The organism is methanotrophic endosymbiont of Bathymodiolus puteoserpentis (Logatchev) (assembly GCF_900128525.1).
In the GTDB taxonomy this organism is placed as follows: domain Bacteria; phylum Pseudomonadota; class Gammaproteobacteria; order Methylococcales; family Methylomonadaceae; genus Methyloprofundus.
Genome location: NZ_FQTQ01000069.1, coordinates 1 through 15,270, shown reverse-complemented (window position 1 = coordinate 15,270; position 15,270 = coordinate 1). Strand labels below are relative to the sequence as shown.

17 protein-coding genes are annotated in these 15,270 nt (G+C 39.6%); 6 read left to right on the top strand and 11 right to left on the bottom strand.

All coding sequences use genetic code 11. The features are described from left to right. The first annotated feature begins 109 nt into the window (after positions 1-109). The 3 genes from BQ7314_RS06230 to BQ7314_RS06220 all read left to right on the top strand — a co-directional run bounded on the left by BQ7314_RS06230 (position 110) and on the right by BQ7314_RS06220 (position 2,310). Positions 110-568: a hypothetical protein gene (locus BQ7314_RS06230; RefSeq protein ID WP_245394927.1), complete on the top strand. Its 459-nt coding sequence runs from the start codon at positions 110-112 to the stop codon at positions 566-568. Between the two features lie 283 nt (positions 569-851). After that, positions 852-1,406 (top strand): tetratricopeptide repeat protein, encoded by a 555-nt coding sequence (locus BQ7314_RS06225; protein WP_174482842.1) that lies wholly within the window; start codon positions 852-854, stop codon positions 1,404-1,406. 19 nt (positions 1,407-1,425) lie between these two features. Then, on the top strand, positions 1,426-2,310 hold the full coding sequence (locus BQ7314_RS06220; RefSeq protein ID WP_174482841.1) for a fructosamine kinase family protein: 885 nt from the start codon (positions 1,426-1,428) through the stop codon (positions 2,308-2,310). Positions 2,311-2,353: 43 nt separating this feature from the next. Here BQ7314_RS06220 and BQ7314_RS06215 read toward each other — a convergent pair whose 3' ends face one another. From BQ7314_RS06215 to BQ7314_RS06195, 5 genes are read right to left on the bottom strand one after another with little or no spacing between them, the layout of a single operon-like run. Further along, complete coding sequence (locus tag BQ7314_RS06215; RefSeq protein ID WP_174482840.1) at positions 2,354-3,289, bottom strand: peptidylprolyl isomerase; 936 nt, start codon at positions 3,287-3,289, stop codon at positions 2,354-2,356. A 13-nt stretch (positions 3,290-3,302) separates the two neighbouring features. Next, the gene (locus BQ7314_RS06210) at positions 3,303-3,569 is read right to left on the bottom strand and encodes a BolA family protein (protein ID WP_174482839.1); all 267 of its coding nucleotides are present in this window, start codon (positions 3,567-3,569) and stop codon (positions 3,303-3,305) included. Next, positions 3,566-3,868 (bottom strand): YciI family protein, encoded by a 303-nt coding sequence (locus BQ7314_RS06205; RefSeq protein ID WP_174482838.1) that lies wholly within the window; start codon positions 3,866-3,868, stop codon positions 3,566-3,568. The genes BQ7314_RS06210 and BQ7314_RS06205 overlap by 4 nt, the downstream gene beginning before the upstream one ends. A gap of 3 nt (positions 3,869-3,871) precedes the next feature. Beyond that, entirely contained in the window at positions 3,872-4,420 is a 549-nt protein-coding gene (locus BQ7314_RS06200; RefSeq protein ID WP_174482837.1) for a septation protein A, read from the bottom strand. A gap of 18 nt (positions 4,421-4,438) precedes the next feature. Beyond that, positions 4,439-4,759, bottom strand: a complete 321-nt coding sequence (locus tag BQ7314_RS06195; RefSeq protein WP_174482836.1) for a hypothetical protein — start codon at positions 4,757-4,759, stop codon at positions 4,439-4,441. A 119-nt stretch (positions 4,760-4,878) separates the two neighbouring features. Here BQ7314_RS06195 and BQ7314_RS06190 point away from each other — a divergent pair, with 119 nt between their 5' ends. From BQ7314_RS06190 to BQ7314_RS06180, 3 genes are all read left to right on the top strand, one after another. Further along, positions 4,879-5,184, top strand: coding sequence for a DUF1244 domain-containing protein (locus BQ7314_RS06190; RefSeq protein WP_174482835.1), 306 nt, complete (start codon positions 4,879-4,881; stop codon positions 5,182-5,184). Positions 5,185-5,187: 3 nt separating this feature from the next. Further along, positions 5,188-5,919 (top strand): class I SAM-dependent methyltransferase, encoded by a 732-nt coding sequence (locus BQ7314_RS06185; RefSeq protein ID WP_174482834.1) that lies wholly within the window; start codon positions 5,188-5,190, stop codon positions 5,917-5,919. 324 nt (positions 5,920-6,243) lie between these two features. Beyond that, positions 6,244-6,624: a hypothetical protein gene (locus BQ7314_RS06180; RefSeq protein ID WP_174482833.1), complete on the top strand. Its 381-nt coding sequence runs from the start codon at positions 6,244-6,246 to the stop codon at positions 6,622-6,624. Between the two features lie 84 nt (positions 6,625-6,708). Here the strand turns inward: BQ7314_RS06180 and BQ7314_RS06175 are convergent, their stop codons facing one another. The 6 genes from BQ7314_RS06175 to BQ7314_RS06150 form a co-directional block, all read right to left on the bottom strand. After that, on the bottom strand, positions 6,709-7,488 hold the full coding sequence (locus BQ7314_RS06175; RefSeq protein WP_174482832.1) for a M90 family metallopeptidase: 780 nt from the start codon (positions 7,486-7,488) through the stop codon (positions 6,709-6,711). A gap of 13 nt (positions 7,489-7,501) precedes the next feature. Then, positions 7,502-7,858: a hypothetical protein gene (locus BQ7314_RS06170; RefSeq protein ID WP_174482831.1), complete on the bottom strand. Its 357-nt coding sequence runs from the start codon at positions 7,856-7,858 to the stop codon at positions 7,502-7,504. Between the two features lie 48 nt (positions 7,859-7,906). Then, positions 7,907-9,160 (bottom strand): MgtC/SapB family protein, encoded by a 1,254-nt coding sequence (locus BQ7314_RS06165; RefSeq protein WP_245394926.1) that lies wholly within the window; start codon positions 9,158-9,160, stop codon positions 7,907-7,909. A 251-nt stretch (positions 9,161-9,411) separates the two neighbouring features. Next, the gene (locus tag BQ7314_RS06160; RefSeq protein ID WP_174482830.1) at positions 9,412-9,609 is read right to left on the bottom strand and encodes a DUF2934 domain-containing protein; all 198 of its coding nucleotides are present in this window, start codon (positions 9,607-9,609) and stop codon (positions 9,412-9,414) included. Between the two features lie 397 nt (positions 9,610-10,006). Further along, on the bottom strand, positions 10,007-12,523 hold the full coding sequence (gene glgP, locus BQ7314_RS06155) for an alpha-glucan family phosphorylase (RefSeq protein WP_174482829.1): 2,517 nt from the start codon (positions 12,521-12,523) through the stop codon (positions 10,007-10,009). Positions 12,524-12,541: 18 nt separating this feature from the next. Next, positions 12,542-15,061, bottom strand: a complete 2,520-nt coding sequence (locus BQ7314_RS06150) for a plasma-membrane proton-efflux P-type ATPase (protein WP_174482828.1) — start codon at positions 15,059-15,061, stop codon at positions 12,542-12,544. Positions 15,062-15,270 lie beyond the last annotated feature (209 nt).

Sequence of the window (15,270 nt, the reverse complement as noted above, 5' to 3'; positions counted from 1 at the left end):
TGAGCTCTTCTATGTAAATCATCAAAAACCATGGGGATTAAAATAATGGGATTCTTATTATACACTTTTAGTTAAATTAATTTTTCATGAGTACTTATCTGTTACGCAAGTGCAATCTAGTATGCGTGAAGGTGAGCAGTCTGTGACGACGTTAACAGAGTCGTTTACAAGTATGGTTAATAACTTGTCGGAAATAAATAAGGCACTTGCTGATATAGACGATAGCTCGGCAAAAGATAAAATTTTGCACCATTATAAGCAGACTAATGAAAAAGTGCAGTCCTCTATTATTGCTTTTCAATTTTATGACCGTATGCAGCAGTGCTTACAGCATGTAACAGAAAATCTAACAGGTTTATCAGACATCGTTGATAGCCCACAATTACTTTATAACCCAATAGAATGGGGGAAATTGCAAGATAAAATTCGTAAAGGTTATACGATGGAATCTGAAAAAGTCATGTTTGATGCGATTTTACAGGGAAAAACGATAGAGCACGCGATGCAATTAGCTGCAGAGCATGTCAATAGTAATGAATACGACGATGATGATATTGAGTTATTTTAATTTAATATTATTTTTAGCGCCTTTATTTAGAAAAGTACTTGTGAGATGAGATTTTAGTCGTAACTTGTCAAGTTGTGATTACCTTCCATCCTTTCACAGCACATTATTTTTGAATAATAGTGTAACTTCTCATTATTCACAGGTATTTCAGATATTAACGCCATAGCGTAGGGTGTGCTGAGGTACGAAGCGCATCGTTTATGTGATGCGCTTCGTACCTCAGCACATCCTTGTATATTAAACATACCTATTAACTAGTCACCTAAAAGCTACATTGTAAAAAATGATAAAAAAAATTGGAATATTAATTTGTGGCACAAGCTTATTAGTGGGTTGTAGTAGTTTTAGTAATAAACAAAAACCTGCCCCTGTTTATGGACAAATTGATTCATCTGGAAGATTGGCTGGCAGGAATGATAATGCCGTTATCAGTACCCCGGTCACGACTAAACCAATCACGGTACAAGAATCCACTATTCTTAATCAGCAGGACGTTGAAATTAAACCTCAAGCAAAATCAGCCAATGTTGTTATTGCTTTACTTGCTGATGCTGATAACTCGTATCAGCAGGGAAATGTAGATGAGTCTGTCGCTACTATTGAACGTGCCTTACGTATAGAGCCAAGAAATGCATTGTTATTATATAAGTTAGCGGTTTTAAAATTGGCGCAAGAAGAGCCTGAGCAGGCAATTAATTTGGCTAAAAAATCTGCTTTATTAGCTGAAGGCAATAGTGGCTTGAAAAAGAAAAACTGGTTATTAATTGCTGATATATATGAGCAACAAGGTGACCTTGCAAATGCTAATGTAGCAAGGCAGAAAGCTCAGCAGTTTTGATCAGCGGGTAATTTAAGTAATGAAACTTTGGTCAGTCGTTGTTAGTAAAATAGAGCAGGTAACGGGTCAGACTTTTGGGTTGCAAAAAGTCGAAGCAATGCAGGGTGGTGATATTAATCGTGTCTATCGTTTGCAAGGGTCCACACAAAGCTATTTTGTAAAATTAAATAAAGCTAGCTTATTGGCTATGTTCGAAGTTGAGGCTTTAGGTTTGCATGATTTGGCAAGTACGCATACCTTGCGTACCCCTAAGCCGATTTGCTCCGGTATAGTGGGTGAAGATGCATTTCTAGTATTAGAATATGTGGCTTTACAGTCGTTATCTAGCCGTTCTCAGCAACAATTAGGTGAGCAATTGGCGCAGTTACATCAAGTGCAGCAGAGCTATTTTGGCTGGCACCATGATAATTATATTGGCAGTAACTTACAGAAAAATACTCGTGAAAATGACTGGGTACATTTTTGGCAAGAGCAGCGCTTAGCTGTACAACTTGAGCTAGCTGCGCAAAATGGTTATGCCGGAAAACTTCAAACTCTAGGTGCTGAATTATATGGACTAGTGCCACAGTTTTTTTCTAGTTACCAAACTCAAGCGTCTTTATTGCATGGAGATTTATGGTCAGGTAATGCAGCAGCAGATGAACAGGGGCAGGCAATTATTTATGATCCTGCTTGCTACTATGGTGATCGAGAGGCTGATATAGCAATGACCGAATTATTTGGTGGCTATAGTTATGATTTTTATGTTGCTTATGAAAATGTTTGGCCTTTAGATTCGGGCTATAAGGCGCGGAAAAATTTATATAATCTTTATCATATTCTTAATCATTTGAATTTATTTGGTAGTGGATATTTGCACCAGGCAGAAGCCATGATGCAAACATTAATAGTCCAAGTAAAATAGTCAGTAGGCTCTAAACTAATTTAGAGCCTACCTGCCTTAATAATTACTTAGCTGGCTCGATTATTTCAACGGCTTCAATAACTTCAGCGGTTTTTCCATCAGCAGATTCAGTTACTTCGACTGCTTCAATAACTTCAGCGGGTTTTTCTTCAGTTAAAGGCACTAAAATTTCAACTTGTGCGCCTTTACGTAGTGCATCAAGATAAGCGGTTAATTTTTGTCTTTTTACCATGGGTTCTAGTTGTGCTTTTACTGCCTCAAAAGGAGGAGGTGTTTGCTGTCTAGAATCTTCGCGTAAAATAACGTGCCAGCCAAACTGAGTTTTTACAGGTGTTGTTGTATATTTACCATTTTCTAGTTTTGCAACGGCTTCTGAAAAAGGAGCAACCATTTGTGCTGCACCAAACCAACCTAAATCACCACCTTGTGCTTTTGATGGACCCGTTGATTTCGTTGTCGCAAGCTTAGCAAAATCTGCATCTTTATCTAATTCAGCGATAATAGCTTTTGCTTCATCTTCTGTTTTAACTAAAATATGGCGTGCTTTGAATTCCGTACCGCCAGCCACTCTGCCTATTTGTTTATCATATTCAGCTTTTAACTCAGCTTCAGTCACTGGGTTTGATTTTATAAAATCTTCAATGGCTGCTTGTGATAACAGCGCATTTTTCATCATATTAAGGCGCTCTATAATCTCAGCTGATTGGTCAAGGTGTTTGTTTTTTGCCTCTTGTACTAATAATTCACGTTTAACTAATTCATCAACTAATTTGTCCGTGGGTATTTTTTGACCGCGAGCACGCGCACTAACTTCTTTAGTTAGTGTTTCAAGGTCTGCTTTGCTGATAAATTGACCATTAACAACAGCAATAGCATCCTCTTTTTGAATGCTAGGCGCTGATATAGTATTGGCATTTTGTTGACAACCAGAAACGAGTGCTGTGCCTGCAAGTAAAAAAGGGATTAGTTTTAATTTCATGTTGTTTATTCCTTTAGTTTAACTCAGTTGGGGTGAAAGCTTCTATGCCTAATGCGTGAATCTCATGTTTCATGAGGTCGCCTAAGGCGTTATAAATTAATTGATGACGTTGCACCATAGACTTGCCGTCAAATGCGCTAGAAACAATGCGCACATGATAATGACCGCCACCACTTTGTGCGCCTGCATGACCTGCGTGTGCATGGCTATTGTCAGCGAGCTCAAGGCTTTCTGGCGCTAAGGCATTAGTTAATAGTGTTTTAATTAAATCAATCGTCATTGTGGAAATACCTGCTTGAAAGGTTTTACGGTTACAGAGGTGTAAACCCCAGCAATTAAATAAGGGTCAGAATTAGCCCAGCTTTGAGCATCGGTTAAGCAATCAAAGGCAGCGATGACTAAACTACCGGTAAAGCCTGCTTTGCCTGGATCATTACTATCAATTGCCGGATGTGGTCCGGCAATAATTAAGCGTGCTTCGTCTTGTAAGATTTGTAAACGCTCTAAATGCGCTGGGCGAGCAGCCATTCTTTTTTCTAGGCTATTAGCTACATCGACACTAAGGATGGCATATAACATGAATTAATCCTCTGAATCGGCAGGTTCAGGCATATATTTATATAAAAATGCAAGTTGCAATAGGATAAAGACAGCCATTAATGCCGGTACGCCGAAGGTCTTAAAATCAACCCAAGTCTCAGTATCATAATTAAACATAACATAAATATTGATCACGCCAATACTGATAAAAAATAAGGCCCAGACAGTATTTAAAATACTCCAGACTTTTTTAGGCAATTCTAAATTAGCACCCATCATTTTTTCCATAATGGTTTTTTTACCAATAAACTGGCTACCTAATAAGACTGCGCCAAATAACCATTCAATAATCGTTAATTTCCATTTGATAAATTGCTCATCTTGTAAATAGAGTGTTGCGCCGCCCATAACAACCATTAAACCTAAAGTTACCCATTGCATAGTTTCTACTTTACGCAACTTAAACCAGCTATAAGCGACTTGGACAAAGGTTGCACCGATAACGACAGCTGTTGCAACATAAAGGTCATAGTTTTTATAGGCAATAAAAAATAGGACAATGGGAAAGAAATCAAAAAGTATTTTATTCATGAAAGTAGATGTGGGGCGTTATACGTAAAAATCAATGCCTGTAATAGTTGAGGCGATTTGTTGTTGTGGAATTTGGTTGTAAGTACTGGCGTAAGTACCTAGTGCTTTTGCAGTTCGTGTGCTGAGAGCTTCATTGTTGGGTGGAGCTGAAACCAATAATTGTTGAGTTTGTTTTTTTTGTGTTGCTGTGGCAAATTCATCACTTTTTGATAAACGTTGCTGCACATTGTTAGGTTTATCTAAGGTATTATCCAGCTGCGCGGCATTACTAGAGCGACTGGTGCTCTGTGTAGTTTGGCCGCTAGGCGCAATATAAAGGGATGAACTATGAATTTCCACAATAAAGTCTAAGCTGAAAAGGGAGGCAAATAATTGTCTAATTGTAGGTGCTTTTTTTACTTTTGTACATGTATCAAGAAGGCTTTCTGCTAGAATACTTGTATTTTTAGGAGGAACTGATGAATACCACAACACAAACTGAACTCGAGGCAGCCGCTTTTAGGCAGCTATTAGCGCATTTACAAGCGCACACTGAAGTGCAAAATATAGATTTAATGAATCTTGCCGATTTTTGCCGCAATTGTTTAGCTAAATGGTATCTAGCTGCTGCGGAAGAGCAGGGTATAACCATGGATTATGAGTCGGCTCGTACTTATGTTTATGGAATGCCCTATAGTGAGTGGAAAGATCAATTTCAATTAAAAGCAACGGCCGAACAAATGGCTTTATTTGAGAGTAAAAAAGCAGCGAAGGCACAAATATAAATTATGGATGATAAGCAATTAGACGCAATGTTTTCCGGCGTGATTGGTCAAGAATATGATACCTTGAAGTTAATTTGTCCCTTAGCAGCTAAAATGTCTCAGCTAGTGGGTGCAGGCGTTGAGCATTATGCGCAAGCTCGGCCGCAGAAAACGCTATCAATTTTAGAGTTAGGAGGTGGTACAGGGATTACTACTTTGGCTATTCTATTGGCTTACGAGTCAGTTCGTGTACTTTCGGTAGATAGTGAGCCATTAATGCAAGTTCAAGCAAAACAAAGCTTACGTAAATGGACTGAACAGGGGCGACTAGATTTTGATGGGCGTGATGCTCTAACAGTTTTACAAAATACCGCGACAGCGAGTATGGATATCGTTGCTTCGGCTTATACCTTACATAATTTTTTAGATAGCTACCGTGCTCAAGTTATCACAGAAATTTATCGTGTATTAAAACCAAGTGGACAGTTTATTAATGGTGATCGCTACGGTTTAGATGATATCTCATTACATACACGTATGATTCAAAAAGAAGTTAGTGGCTATTTTAAGGCATTGATTGCGATCAATAAACTTGATGTCCTAGAGCATTGGATTGTACATTTGTTTTCTGATGAATCAGAAAATCATGTGATGCGCGAATCATTTTCGCTCCGGCAATTACAACAAGTTGGTTTTTCGGTGGTACATTTGAGTGAGCGTTGTGAAGTCAATGCTTTAGTTATCGCAGAAAAATAGCTAGCTGATGTGAGAAAGTGCTATTTTTGTTGTTGTATTGGCTCAGATTATCACCTTTACCTGTTTAAGTGCATAATCATACTGTAAGCAATTGAAATATCTATAAATAGATATTGTGGTATTGCTTGAAATGTTTTTGAATCCTTACGTTTCAATTTGTTATAAAGGCTATTAGGTTTCACCACTATTTCCGGTGACTGGGTTAAGAGTGGCAAGGGTATTTACTTATAAAGTAAGTCGTTGTATATTCTGCCGTCTGAAGTGACAAGCTTCAGTTATCTATAATAATGAGTAATATTTTTTAATAATAAATAAGGAAAATTTATGATTTTAATGACTGCTGCATTTTGCGCATTTACACTAACTGCTGTTTTAGGTTTAATGATTGCGTTTAATTTATTTCGTGGAAAATTTGTTGCACGTTCTTCTAGTATTTTACATGGCGCATCTGCATTGCTAGGGTCGGTCCTTGCTATTGGTGCCGCGTTACTGGGTGAAACAGCTATCTACATCAATATTGTTATGGCAGTGGTTATTATTGTACTGGGTGTACTTGCTGCAATAAAACGCCATAAAACAGGTATTGTTCCTAAAGGAATTTTGCTTGTGCATATTTTATTGGCAGTCACTTGTTACCTAATGTTAGGTGCAACTGTATTTCTAGGAATTGATACAGCGGGACTGCTAGGTATTAACTTAGCATAGGGATATAAAAATCAAGGTAGGCGCGCTACCCCGCGCGCCTATTTTTTAAATCAAGACTTAAGTAGAGTTAAATTCGCCATGCTTTTATTGCCTTATTTGACAACGTCTCAGCGGGTCTTGTCGATAATACAACTGTAGCAGTTGGTAAACATCAGCAAAGTGGTTTTTTAAAATATCAGGCGCACAAAAGAAATACTCACTAAATACCGCAAAAAACTCGGCCGGGTTAGTTGCAGCATAAGGGTTAACGCAAACTCGTTGATGATGTTCAAGACGCTGGGTAAATAGCTGATAAGCTGCACTAAAAGTAGTCGCCCATTGCTCCGGGTGCATAGCAACATGTAGCGGAGGCATACCATTAGCACTGCCGTTCAAAGAATCCAGTTTATGAGCAATTTCATGTATAACCACATTATGTCCTTGTTGCCATCGTTGCCTATCCATTTCGATATCCTGCCATGATAAAATCAGCGGGCCTCTTTGCCATGATTCACCACTTAACAGGTGCGTTTCATGATGTACGATACCAAATTCATCTCTTTCATCTCGACTCACTTGAAACGCATCGGGATAGACAATAATATCGCTCCAGGTACTCACTAACTCTATTCCTAAAGCAAGTATAGGCAGACATGCCTGAACAGCAATCATCACTCGCATTTCCTCGGTAAGTTGAAAATCCTGCGCACCGAAGATGTTTTTTTCATGCACAAAGAGTGTACTCAATTCACGTAAATGCGCTTTTTCTACTGAACTCATGCCTTGTAATACTTGCAATTGACTTGTGACGGCTACCCAGAGCTTATGCTTAATAGCATAACGATGCAGAGTATATCGAGTCCTCGCGCGTTTTAAAAAAATCATAATACTGGGGTATTTATTTTTTAGCTTCGCCAATAGACATAAGTAGTATTAGCAGGTAAATAATCACTAGCATTGGCCAGAAATAAGGGGCAAGCAGCAAAATACCTAGGAAGACAAATATGAACGCTGCTATAAACATAAACGCGCTGATGCCTAAAAAAGCTAAAATCATCAGTATACCGGTGAGCACCATAGTGAACAGTAATGTTGGAATAGCTGCCAAACGAATTAATGGATCAGCGACTGGCTCGCCATTGATGCTTAGACTAAACTGCCCGACGCTTGGATGAAAAGAGTACACTAGCGCAGCAATAAGTATGCCTATAATGAATGTTTTTAAGATTAATTGATTGTTCTTTTGCTCTGACATGATATTAATTATCCTGTGAGATAGGTTTATTAGTGACGGTGTTCTAATTTAAACAAGGTAAAAAGCATAAAAAAGTGAAATAACAAACAACAGAAGCAGCCAAATAACAGCCGCGAGAACTGAACGGTTGTGGGCTAATATAGCGGCATAGCTTGCTTTTAATAAGTTATTACTGCCACTAGCGACAATAATGGCAGAGACCATTGCGTTTTCTGGTACAGAAAATTTCCCAGATAACAATGATAAAATGAAAGGATCTATATCAGTAAAACCGACCACAATAGAGAGAAAGTTAAGCCCGTTATTACCATAGTTTCCTACAACATAATTGGTAATAAAGGCAAACAATACAAACATAAAAGCAAATAGTATAGCCGTTGAAAGTTCCAGTGGGTGCTCGTTGCTATTAGTTGCTGGAATAACTGCGCCATTGTTATCCATATGTAGTAAACCCATAACGACTAAACAGCAAAGGATAATTAAAACAGCAAAAGGTAATAACAAGGTTTTACCAGCCGTACTATCGAGAAAGAAAATAATCGCTAATAACCTAAGATACATCATCGCAGTGGCCATGATTAAAGCCGAAGACACATGACTGCGGTCATCTTTCATTAAGCGGGCACGGCGACTAATCACCACAGAGGTTGCGGTGCTAGAATAAAGGCCGCCTAACACCCCAGTAAGTAATAGCCCACGAGTTTTAAAAAAATAAGTTTGTGCGAGATAACTGAGATAAGAAAAGCCAGATACTACGATGACTGCTAGCCAGACCTTATAATAGGTGACAGGTAAGCTCGGGGCAATCTGTTTATCAGGCAGCAGTGGTAAAATAACACCCGACAGAATAAGAAACTTAGCTAAAGTGACGATTTCATTATTAGCCAGACTTTCAGAAAAATGGTGGATCAGTGGCTTTTCACCCAGCATTAAAATTAATATCACCACAAATAGCACTAGAAACCAGCCAGGAAAATGTATAGCGACAGGGCCTATTAAGAAAACCAGTAGTGTCAATATAATTTCAAGTAGCGAATACTGTTTTTCCGCAGATTGATGCCAGTAAAAAACCAATAACATTGCGCCAAGTGTTCCTATGCCAATAGCAAAAAATAATCCCTGTGAATTAAGCTGATATAGCAGAAAGCCTAGTATTCCAACTAAGATAAAAGTCCGTACACTACCAAAACCATATTGGTATTGATTTATGCGCAGATAGCTATGAAATTCTAGGCCGACGATAAAGGAAAAGCTTATCGTCATGATAAATTGAATTAATAAGGGCGGGATAGCTTCGGTCACTTTTTTCTTTTTAGGATTGTCATAATGTTTAATTTCCTAGATTCAAGCTAGAAGCGCAACAAGCAAACGATTAATCAACGTGCCATACGGCGGTCAATTTCCGGCAAGGGTTATGGTTTTCACCTCGAAAACAGGGGCGTTTTTTATGCTATTTTGAATAGCTTGCATCAGTTTAGCTTTCGAAATCAGGCTAGTTTAATTCAGTTTTATCTAATATTTAAAATGTAGTGACTAGCGTTACAATTTTTCATTTACCATTCTTCTTGAAACCAGTAAAAATATTGCTTATTAAGTTCTCGCTCGGCTGCAAGCCAGTCATCTACTTCATGACCAGTAGCAAAATCTCTTTTTTCAGCTTTATAATAAGCACGTACTGCAATCATTTTCTGAAATTTTTCGGGATCTATACTTCCAGTATAGGTTCTTTGTTGTGGCCGGTCGTCAGTCATTTCTTTTCTCCAAATAAGCGGGCTCTGATTCACCCAATATGAATTTATCTTTTAACCGTAGTTGGCTCTGAATACAATAAACAGGCTCAACTTAAAGCGAGACAAATATTCGGCATCTTTCATTATTCAGTTTACCACTTTAAGTGGGAGTGACTTTAGCTGCGATGCAGACATGAACTATCGTGGCTAAAGCCACTCCCACGAAACATATTAAATAGGCATTAAAAGTGTAAGCTATTTTGGGCACTATATGAAGGGTGCCAAATATTTATGTGAAAAGGGGGAGGCAGTTTTTGCCCACCATGAAGGCTGCAGCACGGTTGGTAGAAAAGATTGCCCACGATTTATAAGTTGCCCCGTCTCAAATAGGTGGCCGCTATTGGCATCGAAAATAATCTTAGCGATACCATTTTATATGCGCCTCTTCGGCAGGAATATTGGCATAACTGTGTTCTGCGACTAGTCGAGGCGTGTAATCATCGGCAGGGCGATCTGCGGAGATGATAGTTTCATATAAATAACCATTAACAGCTCCCGGCAAAGCCGCTTTGCGTTCCATAAGTTGACAAAAAGGAGCGTTGTCGTCTAGCCCATCAGCATAAACTTCGACTCTGACACTGGCGGCCGATAAATCATCTAGGTATACATGCAAACTAATATGATACTCTGAACCGGATGATTCGATATGTAAATTTTGCATATAAATAGCTGGCCAGTGTTCGACTAATTTTAATTGCCATACTGCCAATTCCTTTGCGAGTACAGCATTATTAATGATACGTTGCTGATATTGAGTACTTGCGGGAAGATAATATTGTTCCACATAATCGCGCAACATTCGATTGCTGCTAAATTCAGGTGCTAATGTCGCCATGCTGGCTCGAATGCGGGCAATCCATTGTTCAGGGATGCCGCGTTCATTTCGCTGGTAGAATTCAGGAATAACCTGTTCTTCCAGTATACGATAAAGTGCATCCGCTTCGACCGCATCCCACTCTGGTTCTGTATGGGTTTGTCCATCGCCCAATGCCCAGCCGACATCAGGGCTATACGCTTCAACCCACCAACCATCCAGTTCAGATAGATTAAGCCCGCCATTAGCCAATAGTTTCATGCCACTAGTGCCACAAGCTTCCCAAGGTCTGCGCGGGGTGTTAATCCAGACATCCACGCCCTGTACGAATTGTTCAGCCATAGCCATATCATAATCAGCTAGAAATACCATATGCCCACGCACTTCAGGCCTGCGCACAAAGTTAGCCATTTCCTGAACTAATCGTTGGCCGTCTTTATCTGCTGGATGCGCTTTTCCTGCGATGACCAGTTGTACAGGATAATGGCAATTTGTTAGTAGGCGTATTAAACGTTCTGGGTCATGCAGTAATAGGTTGGGGCGTTTGTATTCGGCAAAGCGGCGTGCGAATCCCAATGTTAATGTATTGGGATCGAATATATTTTGCACTAAAGACTGCTCTTCATCTGAAGCTCGGCGTAAGCTTAATTTTTCAATAATCCGTTGCCGGACATACTGAACTAATTTGCCTCGGCTTTCACTACGAAAAGTCCATAAAACTTCATCTTCAATAGACTCTATTTGTTTACGTAGGTCATCTACTTTTCCTGACCAACGTCCTTTGCCACAGAAACATGTCCATAAGGCATCAGAAAAACTAGAATCCCAAGTAGGTACATGTACGCCATTGGTGACATAGCCAACGGGAATTTCTGTTATAGGCCAATGTGGATACAGTTGATGGAACAGTGTTTGGCTGACTTGGCTATGCAAACGGCTGACACCATTAGCAGCGGCGCAAGTACGCAAAGCAAAATAGGTCATATTAAAGCTTTTACTGGGATTCTCCAGTGAATCTTGTCCTAATGCTAAAAATTGCTGAAAGGAGATGCCGAGTGATTGTATTATCTCGCTTAAGTATTGTTGTATCAATTCTGGGCTAAAACAGTCAAATCCAGCAGCCACTGGTGTATGGGTAGTAAATACATTGCCTGCTCGTGTCGCCCAAAGTGCTTCTGAAAACGTTAGCTGATGTGTTTTTTGATAGGCACGAATGCGTTCTAAAGCCACAAATGCTGCGTGGCCTTCATTTAAATGACAGATTTCTGGTTTAATTTCTAAGGCTTCAAGTAAGCGCCAGCCACCAATGCCCAGTACAATTTCCTGCAATAACCGCATTTCTTTGCCGCCACCATATAATTCAGCGGTAATTGCTTGATCTACAGGGCTATTCATTAAGTCATTGCTATCCAGTAGATACAAGGAAACACGACCTACTTGAACTTCCCAGACACGAAGAAAGAGTTGTCGGCCAGGTAATTCTAGTGTAATCCTCAAACGATTGCCTTGTTTATCCAATGCGTGTCGGATAGGTAGGCTGGCGGGTTCATTATAAGGGTAGAAAGCTTGTTGAGCTCCTTGAGCATCAAGCATTTGTCGAAAATATCCCTGTTGATATAGTAAGCCAATACCGACCAAAGGTAGGTTTAAATCACTGGCTGACTTTAATAAATCACCCGCCAGGATACCCAAACCGCCGGCATAAATGGGTAGCGCTTCACCCAATCCATATTCCATGCTGAAATAAGCAATAGTGCCTAATTGAGATTTTGGGTATTCATTTTGCAGCCAGCCATCTTGACTGTAGTAATCAGCTCGCTCTTGCTTTAATGCGTCTAGTTTATTTAGAAACGGTTGCTCTTGAGCGAGCATTTCGAGCCGTTCCTTGCTAACATTTTGTAACAGCATCCACGGGTTTTGAGTTTTTTTCCATATTTCTGGTGCTATAAATTTCCATAAGGCATCTCCCGCATGGCTCCAAGTCCAGCGCAAATCTAGAGCAAGTTCAATTAATATTTCCAACTTGGCGGGAAGAGTACGAGGTAAGTAAGGAGATGTCATCGCTAATATCCTGTAAATTTATGATTTATGCTGTTGGTTATGCAAGGAGCCTCTAAGGTGGCTAAGGAAGCGACTGTGTCTTTTAGTTCTATACTCTAAATGACGATAAACTAATAATTTTAGGCCGTCTTCAATAAAGACCCAAAATAGACAATAAGCCCAGATTAATCCAATATATTCCCAAGAAATAGGGGTCACAAACCAGCCGAATCCAGCAATCAGTGCCGCGGCGATTTGCGTACTAATAATTGCAAATAAAAGGACCGGAGCAGGAAACGGACGGGTAAGAAAACAATTTCGGGTACGTGCAACAAACAGTGTTAAATGCCCAGCAATAGCCAGCTTTAGAAAAATAATGGTTTGTAGCTGATCAATACTGACATGAAAATGGTCACGTGCAATAATTAATAATAAAAAGGTTTCTCCGACACCTAGTACACCTAGTATTGTGGCAACTGTTAATACTTTCCGCATATCCCAGCGTACAGGGGTAGGAGAGAGCCAGGTATTATCTTTAGCAATAGTCAAGATTGGTAGATCATTCAATAATGCTAATAAGATAATCATCACTGCGGTAATCGGATAAAAGTTATATACCAGCATAGCAGTGACCATAAATAACATAATCCGAATGGTTTCGGTGATCCGGTAAATCGCATAAGCATTCATGCGTTCAAAAATACGCCGTGCTTCTTCAATCGCATTAATAATGACACTTAATCCGGTTCCTGTCAGCACCAAATCAGCTGCTGCACGAGCAGCATCTGTGGCACCAGAAACGGCAATCCCCACATCGGCTTGTTTTAAAGCGGGTGCGTCATTAACGCCATCTCCTGTCATGCCGACCAAATGGTTATTGGCCTGCAAGTCTTTCACTAGCCAGTATTTGTGCTCGGGAAATACTTGCGCAAAACCATCTGCGCGTTCAGCACACTGTGCTACATTATGAATAATATCGTCTTTATCTTTGGCTTTGATGATTTGCTCAGCCAATAAAATATTTTGTCCCAGACCCAGTTCATCGGCTATTTGTTTAGCAATCGCAATATTATCGCCCGTGACCATTTTAATATCGACACCATGCTCTTTTGCTTCTTGTATCGTACTAGCTGCATCTTCGCGTGGCGGGTCAAATAATGGCAAAATACCTAGAAATATCCAGCGTCCAGTCTCATCTGTTTTAGCAACACCTAAGGCACGATAACCTTTTAGGGCAAATTCATTAACGGTTTGATCGGCTCGTTTACGCATATTAACATCAGGAAGGCACAAATCCAAAACTACCTGTGGCGCACCTTTACTCACTTTAAAAAGGTGTCCTTCCAAAGGTTTTATGGTGACTTCAGTACGTTTTTGAATAGGATCAAAAGGGATGAAATGTTGTTGCTGAAAGTCTGCCAGTATTTTTTTATCGTTTAGTGTCAGCAGAATAGCACTATCAATTGCATCAGGATTTTCCGAATCAGAAGCTAAGGCTGCTGCTAGAATCACCCCATGTTCATTGGCACCGTCAAATACTACCGGCTCCCCCAGCGTTAACTTATTCTGGGTTAATGTCCCCGTTTTATCGGAACAAAGAATATCCATACCTGCTAATTCTTCAATGGATTCCAGCCGAGAAACGATCGCTTTCAATTTAGCTAGCTTGATGGCTCCTACTGCCATAGTGACCGAGAGCACAGCAGGCAAAGCAACAGGAATTGAAGCCACCGTCAGAATTAATGCAAATTGCACCAACTCCATCATCGGTAATTGTCGTTCAAATCCAACCAGTATCAATACGACTACCAGTGCTAAACTGATAAAAATCAGATAATCACCAATCTGCATAACAGCTTTTTGAAAGTGCGATGCACTTTTGGCTGAATTTACTAGTTTTGCAGTTTTACCAAAATAAGTATTGGCTCCAGTACTCGTCACCACGCCCGTCATTTCACCTTGTTTGGCAATCGTACTAGAATAAATTAAATCCCCGCTACGTTTATCAACAGGCAAAGATTCACCAGTCAATGCCGATTGATCGATGCTGAGATAATCACCCGCTAGCAAGGCAATATCCGCAGGCACCACATCACCCAAGCGTATTTTAACCTGATCACCTGGTACTAGATGTGAGGCATCAATACTAAGCCATTGTCCATCCCTGAGTACACGAGCTTTTAATGCCAGGTTCTTTTTTAATTGAGCAATAGCGTTGCCGGCCTGATATTCCTGCCAGAAACCGACGATGGCATTAAAAAATAACAAGATAAGAATAATGACTAAATCTTCAGTATGGTGAACAATAGCAGACAAAATTGCCGCTATTTCTATCATCCAAGCAATTGGCCCCCAGAAATAAGACAGAAATTTTATGATATTACTCTTGTGTTTCTCCTGAATGGTATTTAGGCCATAGAATGCGAGTCGTGCTTTTGCATCTGCTTCTGAAAGACCGTTCACATCACTATTCAGATATTCTAAAATAGCATTAGCCTCTAATAATCTGACTTTATCTGCATCCAGTGGTGGTGGAAATTTCTGAGTATTTTTTTTCATCGTAAATATCCTGTTCATTAAGTTAATATCTTCGCCAAAATAGAACATCACTCTAGTAACTAAATATTTTTCTATGTACTTAGGAATGAGCACAAATTAATTTAGGCAAGTTCAATTTAAGAATTATAATGATGCAACTCATAAACTTTATTTAAAATCGACCCAAGATAAAACCTTACTCAAAAGAAATTGAAGCGCAGATGCGAGAA

Coding starts and splice junctions, on each gene's coding strand:
- BQ7314_RS06225 (WP_174482842.1), top strand. CDS start 852: ATGATAAAAAAAATTGGAATATTAATTTGTGGCACAAGCTTATTAGTG.
- BQ7314_RS06220 (WP_174482841.1), top strand. CDS start 1,426: ATGAAACTTTGGTCAGTCGTTGTTAGTAAAATAGAGCAGGTAACGGGT.
- BQ7314_RS06215 (WP_174482840.1), bottom strand. CDS start 3,289: ATGAAATTAAAACTAATCCCTTTTTTACTTGCAGGCACAGCACTCGTT.
- BQ7314_RS06210 (WP_174482839.1), bottom strand. CDS start 3,569: ATGACGATTGATTTAATTAAAACACTATTAACTAATGCCTTAGCGCCA.
- BQ7314_RS06205 (WP_174482838.1), bottom strand. CDS start 3,868: ATGTTATATGCCATCCTTAGTGTCGATGTAGCTAATAGCCTAGAAAAA.
- BQ7314_RS06200 (WP_174482837.1), bottom strand. CDS start 4,420: ATGAATAAAATACTTTTTGATTTCTTTCCCATTGTCCTATTTTTTATT.
- BQ7314_RS06190 (WP_174482835.1), top strand. CDS start 4,879: ATGAATACCACAACACAAACTGAACTCGAGGCAGCCGCTTTTAGGCAG.
- BQ7314_RS06185 (WP_174482834.1), top strand. CDS start 5,188: ATGGATGATAAGCAATTAGACGCAATGTTTTCCGGCGTGATTGGTCAA.
- BQ7314_RS06180 (WP_174482833.1), top strand. CDS start 6,244: ATGATTTTAATGACTGCTGCATTTTGCGCATTTACACTAACTGCTGTT.
- BQ7314_RS06175 (WP_174482832.1), bottom strand. CDS start 7,488: ATGATTTTTTTAAAACGCGCGAGGACTCGATATACTCTGCATCGTTAT.
- BQ7314_RS06170 (WP_174482831.1), bottom strand. CDS start 7,858: ATGTCAGAGCAAAAGAACAATCAATTAATCTTAAAAACATTCATTATA.
- BQ7314_RS06160 (WP_174482830.1), bottom strand. CDS start 9,609: ATGACTGACGACCGGCCACAACAAAGAACCTATACTGGAAGTATAGAT.
- glgP (WP_174482829.1), bottom strand. CDS start 12,523: ATGACATCTCCTTACTTACCTCGTACTCTTCCCGCCAAGTTGGAAATA.
- BQ7314_RS06150 (WP_174482828.1), bottom strand. CDS start 15,061: ATGAAAAAAAATACTCAGAAATTTCCACCACCACTGGATGCAGATAAA.